Source organism: Helcococcus massiliensis (assembly GCF_900258485.1).
Classification (GTDB): Bacteria; Bacillota; Clostridia; order Tissierellales; family Peptoniphilaceae; genus Helcococcus; species Helcococcus massiliensis.
Genome location: NZ_OGVE01000003.1, coordinates 137,750 through 155,376, shown reverse-complemented (window position 1 = coordinate 155,376; position 17,627 = coordinate 137,750). Strand labels below are relative to the sequence as shown.

Here is a 17,627-nt window from a genome sequence, read left to right as displayed (position 1 = left end):
TCTTTAAAACTTATTTATTCAGTTAGAGATAAGTTTTAAATACGAAAAGTAAATTTAAAACTTACAAATTTCGCAAAAGTGTAAGTATAGAATTCAAAAATTGGACTTAATACTTATCAACTGGCCCGGTGATCATCAAATCTTAAGAAGCCCAGACCAGGACCAAACATCACAAATCCTGATACTAAAACTATATTAAATAGCAACTTGTTTTAATTCAATATTATTTCTTTCTAACAATTCCAAAGCATATGGATCTACCCTATAAGCTTCCTTATAATAAATCTTACTAATACCAGCCATGATAAGTGCCTTGGTACAGTTTAGGCAAGGGAAGTGGGTTACGTAACAGTGTGAACCTCTAACAGTAATCCCTTCTTTAGCACAATAAAGTAAGGCATTCATTTCAGCATGAATCGTAGCTATGCAATGGCCGTCACGAATCTTATGTCCGACTTCATCACATTGAGGATTTCCAGTGATTGCTCCATTATATCCTGTTGAAACAATTCTATGGTCTTTATTTACCAAAAGGCATCCAACATAGGCTCTATCACATGTACCTCTTTCAGATACCATTTCTGCTATATTCATAAAATATTCTTCCCAAGATAGTCTAGATTTCATAAATCCTCCCAATTGTTATATTTTTGTAACTTAATAATAACATAAATTGATTAAGTATTGACAGTTTTATATTATTTCTTGTTTATATGCTATAATGTACGTGCGAGGGTAAAATTTCGGAATATATTTTTCGGGAGGATAATACAAATGAAACAATTTAATAGTAAGACATTTTTGGAAAACTTGAAATCTAATGCGGTAAATGAGTATGCAAAGACTTTTGAGTCAGCATCACAACATGAAAAGTACCGTGTGCTTTCAAAAACAATCATGGACATGATTAATGCAGACTGGTTAGAAACAAAGGAAGAACAAAAAGCTAAGAGAAATGCTTATTACTTATCAGCAGAATTCTTAATTGGTAGATCTTTAGGTAACAACCTACTAAACTTAGGAATCTTAGATGATGTAAAAGAAATTCTTAAAAAAGAAGGTTTGGACTTTGAAGAATTAGAAGACATGGAAGAAGATGCAGCATTAGGTAACGGTGGTCTAGGTAGACTAGCAGCATGTTTTGTAGAATCTGGTGCAACAGAAGGATTAAACTTACACGGCTACGGAGTAAGATATTCACAAGGTATCTTCAAGCAAAGATTTGACAATGGCTTCCAAGTTGAAGAAGGTGATACTTGGACAGAAAATGGTGACTTTTGGTCATTACGTAAGGACAGTGAAACTCAAATAGTTTCATTTAGAAATTTTAAAGTGAAAGCGGTCCCATACGACATGCCTATCGTCGGATACAAGAATGGAAAAGTTAATACATTAAGATTATGGCAAGCAGAAGCTTTAGACCATGACGGATTTGATTTCCACGACTTTAACGACTTTAGATATGATGAGTCAGTAAGTCAAAAAAATAGGGCAGAGGACATAACAAGAGTTCTTTATCCGAATGATAATATTAGAGCAGGTAAGTTACTGAGACTTATGCAACAATATTTCTTTGTATCTGCTTCATTATTAGAAATAGTAGAAAGATACAAGGAAGAATATCCAGAAGATAAAGACTTTAGTGATTTCCACAAATATTTTGTATTGCAATTAAACGATACACACCCAGTTATTGCAATTCCAGAAATCATTAGAATCTTATTAGATGATGAAAACCTATCATGGGATCAAGCATTCTCAGTAGCAAGTAATGTATTTGCCTTTACAAACCACACTGTTTTACAAGAAGCTTTAGAAAAATGGGACCTAGACCTATTACATGAAGTTTCACCAAGAGTGGTTGATATAATAAAAGAAATTGATAGAAGATTAATTGAAGATTTAAGAAACAAGGGATACTCAGAAGAAGAAATTGCTCCTTACAGAATAGTAAGAGGCGAGATCGTTGAGATGGCATTCTTAGCAACATACCTATCAACATCAATAAATGGGGTTGCTGAAATCCACTCAAACATATTGAAGAAGGATACTTTAAACCAATGGTTCAAATTATATCCAGAAAAATTCAATAACAAGACAAACGGTGTAACACCAAGAAGATGGTTACAATATGCTTCACCAGAATTAACAGCTTATGTTGATTCATTAATAGGTGAAGACTGGAAGAAGGATATGACAAAACTTGAAAGTCTTCTAGATTTTGCAGATGACAATAAAGTTTTAGATAAATTTAATGAAATCAAGAGAGAAAAGAAAGTTCAACTTGCAAAATTCATTAAAGACCAAGAAGGTATTGAAATTGATCCTGATTCAATCTTTGATATTCAAATCAAGAGATTACACGAATACAAGAGACAATTATTAAATGCCCTACACATCCTACACCTATACTATAAGTTGAAAGACAACCCAGGTCTTGACATGCACCCAAGAACATTCATCTTTGGAGCAAAGGCTGCACCTGGTTACTTCAGAGCTAAGGGTATAATTAAATTCATAAATGAAATTGCTAACTTAATTAACAATGACCCAGAAGTTAACGAAAAACTAAAGGTAGTTTTCGTACACAACTACAGGGTAACTTATGCTGAAAAATTATTCCCAGCAGCTGATGTATCAGAACAAATTTCAACAGCTGGTAAAGAAGCTTCAGGTACAGGTAACATGAAGTTCATGATGAACGCAACCACAACATTGGGTACAATGGATGGTGCCAACGTTGAAATCTTTGGAATAGCAGGATTAGAAAACAACTACTTATTCGGAAGACAAGAAGAAGAGCTTGTTGAAATGGAAGATAGCTACGATGCAAGAAAAGTTTACGAATCTAATCCAGAATTAAAGAGAGTAGTAGATGCATTATTAAATGAAGAAGGTATTACCGACAATGGAACAAACCACTTCATCGATATTTACAACTCACTAGTAGATCCAAAGGATGGAAATAGAGCTGACGTATACTTTGTATTAGAAGACTTTGATTCATATGTTAAGGCACAAGAAAAGATTGATAAAGACTATAGAGATAGAAGAGCTTGGGCTAAGAAGGGCCTAATCAACATGGCTAAGTCAGGATTCTTCTCATCAGATAGAACAATCAGACAATATGCTGAAGACATTTGGAATATCTAATTACAAATAAATAATATAAATTGAAAATACCAAGGTTAAAAGCTTGGTATTTTCTTATTGACAAACTATTGTTAAATATTTCTATAAGTTGTATAATGTAATTGTAGAAATTATGATAAATAAAAGGAGGCAATATGCCATTAGTAGAAGGTGGAGCAGTTTTAAGAAAAGCTCTAGAAGGAAAATACGCAGTTGGACAATTCAACATCAACAACTTAGAATGGACAAAGTCTATTTTATTAGAATGTGAAGAATTAAAATCACCAGTTATTTTAGGTGTATCTGAAGGTGCAGGAAAATACATGGGTGGATACAACACAGTTGTTGGTATGGTAAAGGGAATGATGAAAGACTTAAATATCACAATTCCAGTTATCTTACACTTAGACCACGGTTCATACGAAGGTGCAAAAGCTGCAATGGAAGCAGGTTTCTCATCAGTTATGTTTGATGGTTCGCACTATCCAATAGATGAAAACTTAGCAAAAACTAGAGAAATTGTTGAATTAGCTCATTCAAAAGGTATTTCAGTTGAAGCTGAAGTAGGATCAATCGGTGGTGAAGAAGACGGTGTTATCGGATCTGGTGAAGTTGCAGACCCAGCAGAAGCTAAAGCTTTAGTAGACACAGGTATTGATTTCTTAGCAGCAGGTATCGGTAATATCCATGGTGCATATCCAGAAAACTGGAAGGGCCTAGATATGGAAGTGCTACAAGAACTACAAAGAACAGTAGGTGGAGTACCAATGGTGTTACACGGTGGTACAGGTATCCCAGCAGCAATGGTACAAGAAGCTATTTCATATGGTATTTCAAAAGTTAACGTAAATACTGAATTACAATGGGCATTTGCTGAAGAAGTTAGAAAATATATTGAAGCAGGAAAAGACAAAGAAGGAAAAGGATTTGATCCTAGAAAAATCTTAGCAGAACCTGCAGCTGCAATCAGAAGAATGGTAAGAGAAAAAGTAGAAATCTTCGGTTCAGCAAACAAAGCTTAATTTGATTAAAGATTAGATGTGTAAGACTCATGTTTTACACATCTTTTTTTATTCTTTCTTTATTTGTGATAAAGTATATATAAGATATTTAAAAATAAAGGAGATAGTGTGGAAAACTATAATGATATTAAGCTTTCTGAGCTTAAAGACCTAGCAAAGGATATGGGAATTAAATCTATATCAAAATATAATAAAGCAGAACTAATAAGTGTAATAAAGGCCCAAGAAAATTCATCTTCTAATAAAAATAATAATTTTAAAAAATCAGACGATTCCAACAGCTCAACATCTAATAATTCTAATTCTAAACATGACCACAACAAAGATAATAAAGAAAAATCAAATAATGACACCAAAGAAATTGAAGGTTTGTTAGAAGTTTTACCAGATGGCTATGGATTTATTCGTACCGAAAATTTTAATTCTGGCGATGACGATGTTTTTGTATCACCAGTTCAAATTAGAAGATTTAAGTTGAAGACAGGTGACCATATTAGGGGGTTGATTAGACCAAGTTTAAATGAAAATGAAAAACATCCTCCACTTATATATGTAAATGCTATAAACAACCATGGTCCTGAAAATGCCTATAAGAGAAGAAACTTTGAAGATTTAAAACCTATATATCCAAAAAATAAATTGGATTTAATTGATAGTAAAAATAACATTACAAATAGGCTTATTTCTCTAGCATCACCTATAGGTAAGGGGCAAAGAGGTCTTATAGTTGCTCCGCCTAAAACAGGTAAGACCAATATTATAAAGTCTTTAGCAAATGCTATAGAAAAGAACCATCCTGAAGTAAAAATATTTATTTTGCTAATTGATGAAAGACCTGAAGAGGTTACTGATATAGAAAGATCGGTAAACCAATATACCCAAGATAGGCCTGAATCAATGAAAACAGAGGTTGTTGCTTCAACCTTTGATGAACAATTGGAACACCATGCCAGGGTGACAGAAATGACCCTAGAAAGAGCTAAGAGACTGGTAGAAGAGGGTAAGGATGTTGTTATATTGCTTGACTCTATAACAAGAATGGCAAGAGCCTACAATGTATTGACTCCGTCATCAGGAAAAACCTTGTCTGGTGGTTTAGATCCATTGGCTCTTCATAATCCTAAGAGATTTTTTGGTGCTGCAAGAAATATAGAAGAGGGTGGCTCTCTAACTATAATTGCAACTTGTTTAGTAGACACTGGTTCAAGAATGGATGACATGATTTATGAAGAATTTAAGGGTACTGGTAATATGGAATTACATCTAGATAGAAGTCTAGCCCAATTATCAATCTACCCAGCTATAGACATTGTCCAATCTGGAACAAGACGTGATGAGCTATTGTTAACCAAAGAAGAAAGAGATGCCTTTGTAAAAGTAAGAAGAATGTTTAAAGACACCAGGGTTGATCAAAGTCTACAGCAAATATTGAAACTATTTAAGAATACGGACGAAAATAAGGACCTAATAGAAACTATTAAAAATATTTAACATTTATTAGACGGAAATCATGAAAACAATTGCTTGGTAAATACTGATAAATATAAGCAATCTCTAACTTATAAATAAAGTCTAGTTTAAAGCTTGAAAAATATTTTATAAAAACAGGAAAATATCCTTGACAATGTTTTCATATTATTATATTATTTAATCGTAAAAGATAGATATTTTAAGACTGGCACAAAATTGTTTATTCTTTTTCATCATAATTAACTCCAAAAAAAGCAGCTTGGCTGCTTTTTTATTTTTAAAATAAAAAATAGCCTCTAAAATATAGAGGCTATAAGCTATTTAATCATCTTATCTTCTACTTGGCTAAAGTTTTCAATAAAGTAGTCTGCTATTCTTTTGTTTTCTTCTCTTTCTGTCATATTTTCATCATAGACAGCGATGGTTGTAAAACCAGCTTCATTGGCTAGTTCTGTAGCGTATCTAGCATCGTCGAAAAATACAATATTTTCAGGATCTACACCAGTTTTTTCTACAATAGCTTGGTAGTATCTAATATCGCTCTTACTGTAGCCAAGAGTATCAGGTGTAAATAATTCTTTCAAAAATCCATCCAATTTATTTGATTTGATTCCTATCTTTGCATACCTATGATCAGTTGCTGTAGCAAGGTACATGTCATATCCCATATCATGCCATTCTTTTAATTTGTCATATACTGATGGCTTGCAAGCGTCAGAGCTGGAATATTCTTTTATAAGGTGGTCGTGAAGATATCTTAAAATTTTGCCCTTACCCATATGACCGAATTCTTCCTCTATATTTTCATATATATAATGAATCATAGAATCTTCTTCAGCCATGAATTCATCTAAATTTTCAACCTGGTCTAAGTTTGCTTTTAGGTCTTCGTAAATCCTTTTCCACATTCCCATTGAGTCTAAAAGTGTACCATCCATATCAAATATTAATGTCTTTTTCATAAAACTTCCTTTCTTTTAATTAACTCCAGTCCATAAATTATACACCAAAATAAATATTTCTTCTATGGTCTTTTATGGTATAATTTTTATACATAAAAGAGTAAATTAGTTAATTTTTGAGGATATTATGAATATAAGAAAAAGAATTGCCATAGATTTAGGAACAACTTCAGTTTTGGTTTATTCTAGAGTTCATGGAGTTATTTTAAACGAACCATCTGTAGTTGCGGTTAATACATTTACCGATGAAGTAGTTGCTGTAGGGGAAAAAGCTAAGGAAATGCTTGGTAGGACTCCTGGCCATATAGTTGCAGTAAGACCATTAGAAGATGGGGTTATTACAAATTATGAAGCAACAGAAAAAATGTTAAAATATTTTATTAAAGAGTCAATAGGGACAACACTTTTCAGACCAGACTTAATCATTTGTGTACCTTCAGGTGCCAACCAGGTGCAAATGAGAGCTGTAAAGCAAGCTGGTATCAAGGCTGGTGCCAATGAAGTCCACTTGATAGAAGAGCCTTTAGCTGCAGCTATTGGTTGTGGAATTGAAATTGGAGATGCCAGAGGGTCCATGATAATAGATATCGGTGGTGGTACATCCGATATTGCAGTAATAGCAAAGGGAGGAATAGTTACTTCTGCTTCATTGAGAACTGCTGGTGACCAGGCTGATAAAGACATAATTGATTACATAAGATCTACTAGAAATGTAATTATTGGTGAAAAAACAGCTGAAAAAGTTAAGAAAAATCTGGGATCTATAGAATCAGACCTGACTGAATTTATAGTTAAGGGTAGGAATATTTCTACAGGTCTACCTGAGGAAGTTAGCCTAAACTTAGATGATATCGATAAAGCTTTAGATAATATGCTTACAGAAATAGCAAATGGGGCTAAACAAGTTTTATCAACTACACCACCAGAATTAGTTTCAGACCTATATGAAAGTGGGGTAACATTGACAGGCGGGGGAGCCTTAATCAGAGGAATGAAAGAAAAAATCCAAGGCCTAATTAAAATCCCTGTTAATATTGCCTATGATCCTATTTCATCAGTTGTAAAGGGAACAGGTAAGTCCTTAAATTGGATTAACAAACTTGCAGTTGCAGAAGATAGCAAGCTTGAACTTTCCAGAAGAATAATGGAAAACAAAGAGAAATTAAGAAGAAGATAGAAGCAGTCAGAGGATATAAATTATCCTCTGACTAAAATACTTTTAATTTCCCTTGACATTTATTTTTTAATGTCCTATAATAATATTTGTCGTCGGAGTGTGGCTCAGCTTGGTAGAGCACTCGGTTTGGGACCGAGGGGTCGGAGGTTCGAATCCTCTCACTCCGACCAGTATATATTGTAAACGGCTTAAAATAGCCGTTTATTTTTTTATTGATACTAATTTGATACTAAAAGTTTTTTTTACTCCTATTTTTAGGGGTTATTTTTTTGGAATAATATATAGGCTGATTAATAGTGTATCCGTATCTACCTATCATCAAAAAATACCGAAAGGTCTATTAAATCCATAGACTTATCGTCAAAAATTTCCAAAAGGTATATCGAACCCAGAAAATTTTTATCAAAACACATTATCTTCCAAACATCTAACCAATCCTAAATTCCTACACTCCCAAACAATCAAATTCCTTTCCACCAAAATCCACCTTCTCTAAATCCTACAAATTTTTCCCACACAAATTCTATTCCCACCATAGAACAAACGTTCTATATATGCTATAATTTTACTGAGGTAAATATGGATAAAGTAAGAGTATGCCACATGGCTGATTTTCACTTGGATTCTAAGCTAAGTGGAAATAATGAAATTAATAAAGAAATTAATAAAAAGATTTTTTTATCTTTAGTTGAGATTTTTAAAATGTTAGAACTTTCTAAAGTCGACTTGGTTTTGATTGCTGGGGATTTTTATGAATCATCCTCTACAGATTTTGGCCTTTTATCAAATATCAAGGAAGTTTTTGCTAAATTTCCAGGTCAGATTGTTATCAGTCCCGGAAACCATGACTATGTAAGTATAGAATCTGCCTACCATGGACAATGGCCTTCTAATGTACATATATTTTTAAAAGAGGAAATAGAATTTATTGAATTTACTGGCTTAAATACCAGAGTTTATGGCTTTGCCTTTAATCATTCTCACATACATGAAAGAATACTTGGTAATTTTGATAGTTCACAAGTTGACCAATCCTTTATTAACCTGGGAGTCTTCCATGGTCAAATGGACCAAACTATGAATAGTTTCCACCCTATTTTCAAAGAAGATATTGAGAATTCTGGGCTAGACTATATCGCCCTAGGACATATTCATAAGAGAAGTCCTATCGAAAAGTTGGGGGATACTTATTATTCCTATTCAGGAAATCCCGTTGGCAGGTCTTTTAATGAAACTGGGGAAAAGGGTATTTATTTGGGTGATATTTCCAAGCATAAAAACAACCTGCATTTTTATAGTGTAAACAATGGTTCTTTTTATGATTTTACTCTGGACATTAGCAAAATAGAAGACAATAGTGAATTAGTAGAATTTATTGATAAGAGCTTGAAAGAAAAATTTTCTGATTCTTATTCTAAAAATTCATATAGGATTTTCCTGCAGGGAGCAATTAAAAGTGACTTTCATATAAATTTAGATTTAGTAAAAGAAAATCTTGGCCATATAAATTACCTAGAGTTTTATGATGAAACTAAAATTAAAATTGATTATGAGAGTCTAAGACATGAAAAAAACTTAAAAGGTATTTTTGTTGATAATGTGTTAAATCTTGATATTTCCAATGAAGACAAAAATGACATTTTAGACCTGGGAATGAAAACTTTTGAGGGCTTGCTATGATTAAAGAAATATATATTAAAAATTTTGGTAAGTTCCAGGATTTTAAACTTAATTTTAATAGTGGAATAAATAATATAGTTGGAGATAATGAGTCTGGAAAGACAACCATCATGGACTTTATATTGATGGTATTTTATGGATCAGGATCTGGCAGGAAGAAAAATATTTTAGAAAACTTAAGAAAAAAATATGATCCCTGGAATGGCCAGCAAATGCAAGGCTATATAGTGATTACTAAAGATAATATAGACTACAGAGTGGAGAGAATTTTTAAATCTACAGATACTACAGATATAGTTAAAGTCTATAACAATACTACTGGTGAAGAAATTTACCTTGAGGATCCAAAATATCCAGGAGTGCATTTCTTTTCTTTATCAAGAGAGGCCTTCCAAAAGACCTTGCATATATCATCAGAAGAGGTTGCTATCAGCAATTCTGGTAAAAGGGATGAAATAACTGAAAAGTTAATAAACCTTGTTACAAGTGGTGATGAGGATGTGTCCTATAAAAATGCTATTGATAGCTTAAATAAAAAAATTCAAACTTATACTAGCTTAAGAGGTGACAAGGGTATCCTTGAAGAGGCTAAAAATAGACTTGAAGACCTATACTTTCTTCTAGAAGAAGCCAAGAAGGATGAAAGGGACAAGCTCGCCCTAGTAGACCAAATAGATGAAATCAAACAAGACAAAGAAAACATTGAAAAGCAACTAGAAAAATTAAGGTCACATAAGGAAAAGAAAAGAGATAGAGATTATATTGTAAATCAGATTGATAAGCTAGAATACCAGCTAGCCTTGGAAGAGGAGAGACTTGAAAGTAATAAGTATAAAGATTTGGAAGAAGAAATAGTAAAGAAGAATAGTAAGAATGTCATCACAGATTTTAACTTGCTGGATGGATCTCTTATAATTGCTCTTATATTCCTTATATTAAGTAAGTTTTCAAATTTCATTTATATAGGAATTTCTCTTATTTTCTTAATCTTATATATCTATAATCAAAATTTGAAAAACAAGAATAAAAAAGCAGACCTTGAAAAACTAAATGGTAGGTATGAAGCTGATAAGGACAGGGCTGAAGCTATATTTGCTAGAATAGACCTATTAAAAAATGAATTAAACTATATGAATCAAGCTGTTTCTGAATTGGACTATGAAATATCAAGGAAGAATGTCCTAACTTATAATGAGATAGACCAGGAGATATCAAGTCTTGCTCTTAAATCTAAGACCATGGAAGAAAATATAATTTCTATAGAATCAACTGCCAAGGAAAGATATAGGGGAAAGGAAAACGTATCAAGTTTAGAAAAAGATATTGAAGACCAAAAAGACCTTGTAAAAAAATTAGAAAAAGAAAAGAACCTTTTAATAATGACAAAGGATATGTTGGTAAAATCTTTCAAAGAGATAGAAAATGATTTTTCCAAAGATCTTAATCAGCTTGCATCGAAGAAAATAGAAGAAATTACTGATGGGAAATATGAAAAACTCCTAGTGGATGAAAATTACAATATTAGACTTTTAGATAAGGAAACTAATGAATTAAAATCTTGGCAATATCTAAGCTCAGGAACTATTGACCAATTTTATTTGGCTATTAGACTTGCCTTGATAAGTCTAATCATAGAAGAAAAAGAAAATAGGATTTTATTTTTAGATGATATATTTATGAGATTTGATAGTAATAGGGAAAATCATACAAAAAATATTCTTATAAAGTCAATGGGAGAATTAAACCAAGTATTGATGTTTTCAAATAAAGTCATAATTGAAAATGTTAATATTATAAATATATGATTTTAAAGTTTTTATAATAAAGCAGCCATACATATTAACTAATATGGCTGCTTTATAAATTAAGTTTATTAATTTATTATATTTTTCCAGGCTTTAAAATTTTGTAGTTCTTCATGTAATTTTTTTATGACATTAGAAATTATATATACATCATCCGAGTATCCTATAAAAGGTATAAAGTCAAAAATTAAATCTATAGGAGATAGGAAATATATAACTGCTGCCATAGCAGATATTATAAATCCCTTTGGTACTACAGTGTATTCTCTTTTAATATAAGCCTGGATAAGTTCAAGGAGTAACTTAAAATCTTCATAGATAGTAGAAAAAGTAGACTTATCTGATACTAGTTGATTTGCCTTATCATAAGCATTAGAAATATTTTCATCAGCTTTGTCTTTGTCATCTATCACTTTTTTACTATCTCGTTTGAAGTTTTCATATATCCTTTTAGCTTTTTTTGTATTAAAAATTATTTTTCTTATTTTCATAGTAACCCCTACATTTCTTATATAATATATATACCTTAAAGATGGAAAAATAAGCAAAAAAAAATGGCTTAAAGCCATTGTTTGGTGCTCCCTGCCGGAATCGAACCAGCGGCCTCATCCTTACCATGGATGCGCGCTACCTACTGTGCCAAGGGAGCTTGAACCCTACTAGTCTAGCTAGAGGGAATAAAAATGTTATGAAGCTAACTGTAAAAATTAATTCCACAACATATTTTATTCTATCTTATTTTAAATAATAATTCAACTTATATTAATTCTAATATATAATGGTAGTTGAAATAGACAGCAGACTTGTTATAATACTTAGTTGAAAGAGAGGGTTTATGTATTTCGATTATGCATCAACTTCAATAAAAAGAAAAGATATTTTACAAAAGTTAATAGACAATGTAGATGAATATAATGCTAATCCATCTTCTATTCATTCGCCAGGTAAGAAAACTAAATCTTATTTAAATGAGGCTAGGACTAAGCTGGCAAAGGAAATAAATACTGATGCTTCCAAGATATACTTTACATCAGGAGCTACAGAAGCAAATAACTGGATAGTAAAGAATTTTGATGATGAGGGTATAGAAATTTTATCAAGTAATATTGAGCACAAGTCAATTTTGGAAAGTTTAAATACAGTTAAATCAGAAGTTAAATATGTCAAGGCGGATAAAAAAGGAATAGTTAGTTTAGACCAAGTGAAAGCTGCTATTACAGACAAGACAAAGCTAGTCATACTTATGCTTGTAAATAATGAAACTGGGATTATTCAACCTGTAAAAGAAATAGGTCAATATTTAAAAGATAAAGATATTTGGTTTCATGTAGATGGTGTCCAAGCCTTGGGGCATTTAGATATAGATGTAGAAGATATGTGCATAGATTCTTTGGCCTTATCTGGTCACAAGATTGGCGGCCTAAATGGTTTTGGAGTCTTGTATGCTAGAGAAAGATTAAAACCACTTATAAATGGTGGAGGCCAAGAAAGTGGTGTAAGAGCAGGATCTTCAAATACTCTTGCAGCCTTATCGATGGCTTACAGCCTAGATGCTTTAAGGGGAGAAAGAGAAAAAATCTTAGAATTGAAAGAATATTTCTTGGAAAATTTAAAAGATGTAGACCATGAAATCAATGGAGATGTTGAAAATAGCGTTAACCACATAGTTAATATTTACTTCCCCTTTGTGAAAAGTGATTTGCTTTTAACTTATTTAGATTTAAAGGGTATATATATTTCAGCAGGTTCAGCATGCAATGCAAATGCTTTGGAACCATCGTATGTAATTGAGAATATTTACGACAAAGAACGTGCAAAACATTCAGTAAGATTTTCCTTTGGCTTTACAAATACCAAGGAAGAAATTGACAAATTAATATATTGGCTGAATGAAATGTATAAAAAGAAAAAGAAAGATTAGGATATGATGAAAAAAGATAATAAGGATATAAAAGTTATAGTTGGTTTATCAGGTGGGGTAGATTCATCAGTTGCAGCCCTTCTGTTAAAAGACCAAGGTTATGATGTTGTGGGAGTTTTTATGAAAAACTGGGACGACACCGATGACCAAGGATTTTGTACAGCAGAGGAAGACTACAAGGATGCAGCTGCTGTTGCAGAACAAATTGGTATACCAATCTATTCAATAAATTTTGAAGAAGAATATTATGACAGAGTATTCTCATATTTTTTAGATGAATATAAAAAAGGAAGAACACCAAATCCTGATATCATGTGTAACAAGGAAATCAAGTTCAAGGCCTTTTTAGACTTTGCAAAAGACTTAGGAGCTGACTATTTAGCTACTGGGCACTATGCAAGGATTAGAAGAAATGAAGACGGGTCTGTTGAAATGCTAAGAGGTCTTGATAACAATAAGGACCAAACCTACTTCTTATCCCAATTGAGCCAAGATCAAATAAAGGATGTAATGTTTCCTGTAGGAGAATTACAAAAATCTGAAGTAAGAAAAATTGCAGAAGAAAATAATTTGGCAACAGCTAAAAAGAAGGATTCTACAGGTATATGCTTTATAGGTGAAAGAAACTTTAATGAATTCCTATCAAATTACCTACCTGCACAACCAGGAGAAATGGTGGATGTAGAAACAGGTAAGGTAATGGGAAAACACCATGGACTTATGTACCATACTATTGGTCAAAGAAAGGGTCTAGGTATAGGTGGTGATGGAGAAGCTTGGTTTGTATGTGGTAAGGATTTAGAAAAAAATCAACTTTTAGTTTGTCAAGGTTCAACAAATGAGCTTTTATATTCAAATAGGTTGATAGCCTCAAACTTTGCTAGCTCATTAAAAGACTTTGATAAAAAAGAATTTGAGGCCCTAGCTAAGTTTAGATATAGGCAAAAAGATATACCTGTGAAGGTGAAGTTTTTAGATGATGGAAATGTAGAAGTCAGCTATGACCATATTAAATCAGTTACTCCTGGACAAGCTGCAGTCTTTTATGATGGGGAAGTTTGTATAGGTTCAGCTATCATAGATGAAGTCTACAATGGGGATAAAAAATTAAAAGTTTAAAAGTGAAAAAGTTAGCTTTAGTATTGATTACTAGGCTAACTTTTTATTTGTGATAGGCTGTGGCTGATATAATTTTAGATCCTTTATTTGGAATGTAATACCTAATTTTATTTGACCAATTATCAAAGATTCTTAAAACTATACTTTTATCTTCATATTCTATATAACCAATACACAAGATCCAATGCCAGTCAAGTGGGGTTCTCATAAGTAACAAACTTACAAGTTTATCTTGGTCTATAGAATTTTTTATAAAATCTAATTTATTTATAAATTTACTTTCATAATTTAGATTTTTCATTATTTGCTTGGTTTTTTTGTTAAAGGAAATAACTGGTCCATTACCAATTTTCTTATAATGGTCTGGATAGCAAGCATTCCCATCAAGTATCTCTTCAATATTGGCAGAGGTCACAGATGCGCAATGTCTTTTTGCTTGTGGAAAGTTTGACGTTATATTTAACTTGCTAGGGTCTACCAGTATTGACTTGAAAGCAATAGGATTCTTTTTAATATGGTTGATTTCATCAAAAAATCCATAATATGACATAGATTCCTCCTTAAAGTTTTCTATATTATTAAAGTTAACTATATTTTCATAAAAAAGCAATATTTATGATAAAATTAATTATATAACATAAGGAGGGTATTATGCTAGGTGTTGATATAGTTGAAGTATCCAGGATAGAAAGATTATCTGAAAGAGATAGGTTTTTAACCAGAATATTTACAGATGTAGAAATTGAATACTTAGAAAGTAAATCATTCAGTGCCCATTCAATTGCTGGCATGCTTGCGGCTAAAGAGGCTGTGGCTAAGGCATTTAAAACTGGAATATCAAAAGAACTCGTATTTAAGAGTATAGAAATCTTACATAGTGCCGATGGTTCGCCTTATGTAAATGAGCTTAACCATGATATACAAAGCTTGCTTAAAGACAAAAATGCCAAGGCTATAGAAATAAATATTAGCCATGATGGCAACTATGCCGTAGCTGTAGCAAAGCTTGTGTTTGATAAGAAAGAGCATAAAGAATATAAGGAATTTTCTAGTAAATTATTAAAAAGACCTAATGATTCTAATAAATATGACTACGGAAGAGTGATGATAATAGGTGGAAGTAAGGGGATGACAGGTTCTATGATCTTAGCTGGAGAAGCAGCCTTGAGGTCAGGTGCTGGTATGGTTTACCTCTTAGTTCCTCAAGTTATTTCACCATTAGTAGAAAGTAAAACTTGTGAAGAAATAGTTTTGAGTATGAATGATGATGGGGACAAGCATTTCGGTAATTTCAAAAGAGATGATCTTTTAGAACTTATCCAAGATAAAAGTGTGATAGCAATTGGACCTGGATTAGGGACCGGTGATCATGCTAAGAAAATCCTTGAAATTGTTATGAATAATTTTGATGGACCTATTTTAGTTGATGCAGATGCTATCAATCAACTTGCTAAAAATCCTGATCTTATAAAAGATAACATCTACATAACCCCGCACAATATGGAGTTTTCAAGATTGTCATCATTCACTTTAAATGAGATTGAATATAATAGGGAAGAAAGTGTAAAATACTTTTTAGACAAATACCATGTTAATATTGTTTTAAAAGGGTATAATTCCATAGTTGCTAATGACGATAATTATTATGTGAACCCAACAGGAAATCCAGGTATGGCAACAGCTGGTTCAGGAGATGTTTTAACTGGTATAATTGCTGCCTTATTGGCTAGACACGATAATTTTGACATGTTCAAACTAGCTGTATTTATACATGGACTAGCGGGAGATATGGCTGCGGATAAGTATGGTCAAACTAGTTTGAGGGCCAAAGATATAATTGAATTTTTACCGCAAGCCTTTGGAGAAATAAATGAAGACTGATGCTAATATTTTAATAGTAGACTTAGAAAAAATAAGAAATAATATAAAAACACTAAAAGAATATACAAATAAAAAATTCTATGCAGTAGTAAAGGCTGATGCTTATGGTTTAGGGGCAAAAGAAATTGCTAGAAACATTGAAAGTTTAGTAGATGGATTTTGTGTGGCCAATATAAATGAGGCTATAGAATTAAGGCAGGCTGGTCTAAGCAAAGAAATATTAATATTAGGTTATATATGTCCGGGAAATTATCCGGACATATATAAGTATGACCTTAGTCTTACTATATATAATTACCAAATAGCTGAAGAATTGAATAAGCTGGGGCATCCTATCAAGGTGCATATTAAGATAGAAACGGGTCATAATAGGTTAGGTTTCCAAAATACCGATGACCATATAGAAGAAATTATTAAAATTGCTAAGATGGAAAACCTTGATATAGTAGGAATATTTACCCACTTATCTACAGCTGATGAAGAGGATAAGACCTATACCATTCAACAAGAAGCCATATTTGCGGATGTTTTGAGAAAGTTAAAGCCTATATCTGACCATGTCATAAAACATATATCAAATGATGCGGCAGCCATAGCCTATGATTTTACTGGTAAATATGATGCAATTAGGTCTGGTATTTCCATGTATGGAGTTTACCCATCTACCTATATAAAAGATTCATATAAAATGAATATAGAAGAATCCTTCCAGCTTGAATCAAGAGTTTCAAATATTAAATACATTGAAAAAGGCGAGGGAGTATCTTATGGCAGAGACTTTGTAGCAGATAAGCATATAAGAGTAGCCACAGTTTCTATTGGTTATGCCGATGGTTACCATAGGTTGATATCTAAGCAAGGATATGTTTTGATAAATGGACAAAAAGCTAAGATATTGGGTAGAATTACTATGGACCAAATGATGGTGGATGTGACAGGTCTTGATGTAAAAATACATGACAAGGTAGTTTTGATAGGAAAGTCTGGAGATTTGGAAATAGGAGTTGACCAAGTAGCTCAATGGGCTCAAACTATTTCTTACGAAATCATGACTTCTATATCTGCCAGAGTTAAAAGACTTTATATAAATGAGGAGTAAGTTTTGAAGATAAAAAGAGGAGATGTGATCTATGCGGACTTGAGTCCAGTTGTAGGTTCTGAACAGGGTGGAGTACGACCTGTAGTGATCATACAAAATGATACTGGAAATAAATATAGTCCAACAGTGATTATCGCTGCAATTACTTCACAAACTGGAAAAACAAATTTGCCTACCCATGTGACTATAGACGGAGACATTAAGCTTCCAAAAAACTCAGTTGTCTTGCTTGAACAAGTAAGGACTATTGATAAAAGAAGATTGAGAGACAAGGTAGGAAGGCTAAATGCTAAAGTAATGAGAAAGGTAGACCAGGCTCTACTCTTGTCCATGGCTTTAGAAGTTGATTAAAAATATAT

General features: G+C 32.4%; 14 protein-coding genes, 2 tRNA genes and 1 pseudogene. 12 read left to right on the top strand and 5 right to left on the bottom strand.

The genetic code is table 11. The annotated features are described in order from the left end of the window. Positions 1–195: 195 nt before the first annotated feature. A complete protein-coding gene (locus tag C4Q29_RS04065; protein ID WP_103981536.1) occupies positions 196–627 on the bottom strand; it encodes a deoxycytidylate deaminase in 432 nt (143 codons plus the stop codon). Positions 628–774: 147 nt separating this feature from the next. On the opposite strand from C4Q29_RS04065, the gene C4Q29_RS04060 reads away from it, so the two are divergent. The 3 genes from C4Q29_RS04060 to rho all read left to right on the top strand — a co-directional run bounded on the left by C4Q29_RS04060 (position 775) and on the right by rho (position 5,645). Beyond that, positions 775–3,153: a glycogen/starch/alpha-glucan phosphorylase gene (locus C4Q29_RS04060; protein WP_103981535.1), complete on the top strand. Its 2,379-nt coding sequence runs from the start codon at positions 775–777 to the stop codon at positions 3,151–3,153. Positions 3,154–3,287: 134 nt separating this feature from the next. Continuing rightward, positions 3,288–4,154, top strand: coding sequence for a class II fructose-1,6-bisphosphate aldolase (gene fba, locus C4Q29_RS04055; RefSeq protein WP_103981534.1), 867 nt, complete (start codon positions 3,288–3,290; stop codon positions 4,152–4,154). Positions 4,155–4,262: 108 nt separating this feature from the next. Further along, on the top strand, positions 4,263–5,645 hold the full coding sequence (rho, locus tag C4Q29_RS04050) for a transcription termination factor Rho (protein ID WP_103981533.1): 1,383 nt from the start codon (positions 4,263–4,265) through the stop codon (positions 5,643–5,645). A gap of 296 nt (positions 5,646–5,941) precedes the next feature. On the opposite strand, the gene C4Q29_RS04045 is transcribed toward rho, so the two are convergent. Beyond that, positions 5,942–6,586 (bottom strand): HAD family hydrolase, encoded by a 645-nt coding sequence (locus C4Q29_RS04045; RefSeq protein WP_103981532.1) that lies wholly within the window; start codon positions 6,584–6,586, stop codon positions 5,942–5,944. Positions 6,587–6,713: 127 nt separating this feature from the next. Between C4Q29_RS04045 and C4Q29_RS04040 the strand changes: the two genes are divergently transcribed. The 4 genes from C4Q29_RS04040 to C4Q29_RS04025 all read left to right on the top strand — a co-directional run bounded on the left by C4Q29_RS04040 (position 6,714) and on the right by C4Q29_RS04025 (position 11,248). Then, positions 6,714–7,763: a rod shape-determining protein gene (locus C4Q29_RS04040; protein ID WP_103981531.1), complete on the top strand. Its 1,050-nt coding sequence runs from the start codon at positions 6,714–6,716 to the stop codon at positions 7,761–7,763. A 93-nt stretch (positions 7,764–7,856) separates the two neighbouring features. Next, positions 7,857–7,933 (top strand) — tRNA-Pro (locus C4Q29_RS04035). Between the two features lie 409 nt (positions 7,934–8,342). Next, on the top strand, positions 8,343–9,443 hold the full coding sequence (locus C4Q29_RS04030) for a metallophosphoesterase family protein (RefSeq protein WP_103981530.1): 1,101 nt from the start codon (positions 8,343–8,345) through the stop codon (positions 9,441–9,443). Beyond that, positions 9,440–11,248: an ATP-binding protein gene (locus tag C4Q29_RS04025; protein WP_103981529.1), complete on the top strand. Its 1,809-nt coding sequence runs from the start codon at positions 9,440–9,442 to the stop codon at positions 11,246–11,248. The genes C4Q29_RS04030 and C4Q29_RS04025 overlap by 4 nt, the downstream gene beginning before the upstream one ends. 137 nt (positions 11,249–11,385) lie before the next feature. On the opposite strand, the pseudogene C4Q29_RS06460 reads toward C4Q29_RS04025, so the two are convergent. Further along, a pseudogene (locus C4Q29_RS06460) lies at positions 11,386–11,475 on the bottom strand (YkvA family protein); the annotation flags it as partial. A gap of 346 nt (positions 11,476–11,821) precedes the next feature. Continuing rightward, positions 11,822–11,897: transfer RNA gene (locus C4Q29_RS04015), tRNA-Thr, on the bottom strand. Positions 11,898–12,083: 186 nt separating this feature from the next. Between C4Q29_RS04015 and C4Q29_RS04010 the strand changes: the two genes are divergently transcribed. Together C4Q29_RS04010 and mnmA are read left to right on the top strand one after the other, a co-directional pair. Next, entirely contained in the window at positions 12,084–13,169 is a 1,086-nt protein-coding gene (locus tag C4Q29_RS04010; RefSeq protein WP_103981527.1) for a cysteine desulfurase family protein, read from the top strand. 3 nt (positions 13,170–13,172) lie between these two features. Beyond that, on the top strand, positions 13,173–14,288 hold the full coding sequence (gene mnmA / locus C4Q29_RS04005; RefSeq protein WP_103981526.1) for a tRNA 2-thiouridine(34) synthase MnmA: 1,116 nt from the start codon (positions 13,173–13,175) through the stop codon (positions 14,286–14,288). Between the two features lie 43 nt (positions 14,289–14,331). Here the strand turns inward: mnmA and C4Q29_RS04000 are convergent, their stop codons facing one another. Beyond that, on the bottom strand, positions 14,332–14,838 hold the full coding sequence (locus C4Q29_RS04000) for a hypothetical protein (protein ID WP_103981525.1): 507 nt from the start codon (positions 14,836–14,838) through the stop codon (positions 14,332–14,334). A gap of 101 nt (positions 14,839–14,939) precedes the next feature. Here C4Q29_RS04000 and C4Q29_RS03995 point away from each other — a divergent pair, with 101 nt between their 5' ends. Genes C4Q29_RS03995 through C4Q29_RS03985 form a run of 3 tightly spaced genes read left to right on the top strand, consistent with a single transcriptional unit; the run spans position 14,940 to position 17,619 of the window. Further along, a complete protein-coding gene (locus C4Q29_RS03995; protein WP_103981524.1) occupies positions 14,940–16,169 on the top strand; it encodes an NAD(P)H-hydrate dehydratase in 1,230 nt (409 codons plus the stop codon). Further along, positions 16,159–17,268: an alanine racemase gene (gene alr, locus C4Q29_RS03990; RefSeq protein WP_103981523.1), complete on the top strand. Its 1,110-nt coding sequence runs from the start codon at positions 16,159–16,161 to the stop codon at positions 17,266–17,268. Before C4Q29_RS03995 ends, alr begins: the two co-directional genes overlap by 11 nt. A 3-nt stretch (positions 17,269–17,271) precedes the next feature. Beyond that, the gene (locus C4Q29_RS03985; protein WP_103981522.1) at positions 17,272–17,619 is read left to right on the top strand and encodes a type II toxin-antitoxin system PemK/MazF family toxin; all 348 of its coding nucleotides are present in this window, start codon (positions 17,272–17,274) and stop codon (positions 17,617–17,619) included. Positions 17,620–17,627: the final 8 nt, after the last annotated feature.

What these genes read in the sequence shown, in the direction of transcription:
- C4Q29_RS04065 (WP_103981536.1), bottom strand. Translation starts at nt 627, where the DNA reads ATGAAATCTAGACTATCTTGGGAAGAATATTTTATGAATATAGCAGAA.
- C4Q29_RS04060 (WP_103981535.1), top strand. Translation starts at nt 775, where the DNA reads ATGAAACAATTTAATAGTAAGACATTTTTGGAAAACTTGAAATCTAAT.
- fba (WP_103981534.1), top strand. Translation starts at nt 3,288, where the DNA reads ATGCCATTAGTAGAAGGTGGAGCAGTTTTAAGAAAAGCTCTAGAAGGA.
- C4Q29_RS04045 (WP_103981532.1), bottom strand. Translation starts at nt 6,586, where the DNA reads ATGAAAAAGACATTAATATTTGATATGGATGGTACACTTTTAGACTCA.
- C4Q29_RS04040 (WP_103981531.1), top strand. Translation starts at nt 6,714, where the DNA reads ATGAATATAAGAAAAAGAATTGCCATAGATTTAGGAACAACTTCAGTT.
- C4Q29_RS04030 (WP_103981530.1), top strand. Translation starts at nt 8,343, where the DNA reads ATGGATAAAGTAAGAGTATGCCACATGGCTGATTTTCACTTGGATTCT.
- C4Q29_RS04025 (WP_103981529.1), top strand. Translation starts at nt 9,440, where the DNA reads ATGATTAAAGAAATATATATTAAAAATTTTGGTAAGTTCCAGGATTTT.
- C4Q29_RS04010 (WP_103981527.1), top strand. Translation starts at nt 12,084, where the DNA reads ATGTATTTCGATTATGCATCAACTTCAATAAAAAGAAAAGATATTTTA.
- mnmA (WP_103981526.1), top strand. Translation starts at nt 13,173, where the DNA reads ATGATGAAAAAAGATAATAAGGATATAAAAGTTATAGTTGGTTTATCA.
- C4Q29_RS04000 (WP_103981525.1), bottom strand. Translation starts at nt 14,838, where the DNA reads ATGTCATATTATGGATTTTTTGATGAAATCAACCATATTAAAAAGAAT.
- C4Q29_RS03995 (WP_103981524.1), top strand. Translation starts at nt 14,940, where the DNA reads ATGCTAGGTGTTGATATAGTTGAAGTATCCAGGATAGAAAGATTATCT.
- alr (WP_103981523.1), top strand. Translation starts at nt 16,159, where the DNA reads ATGAAGACTGATGCTAATATTTTAATAGTAGACTTAGAAAAAATAAGA.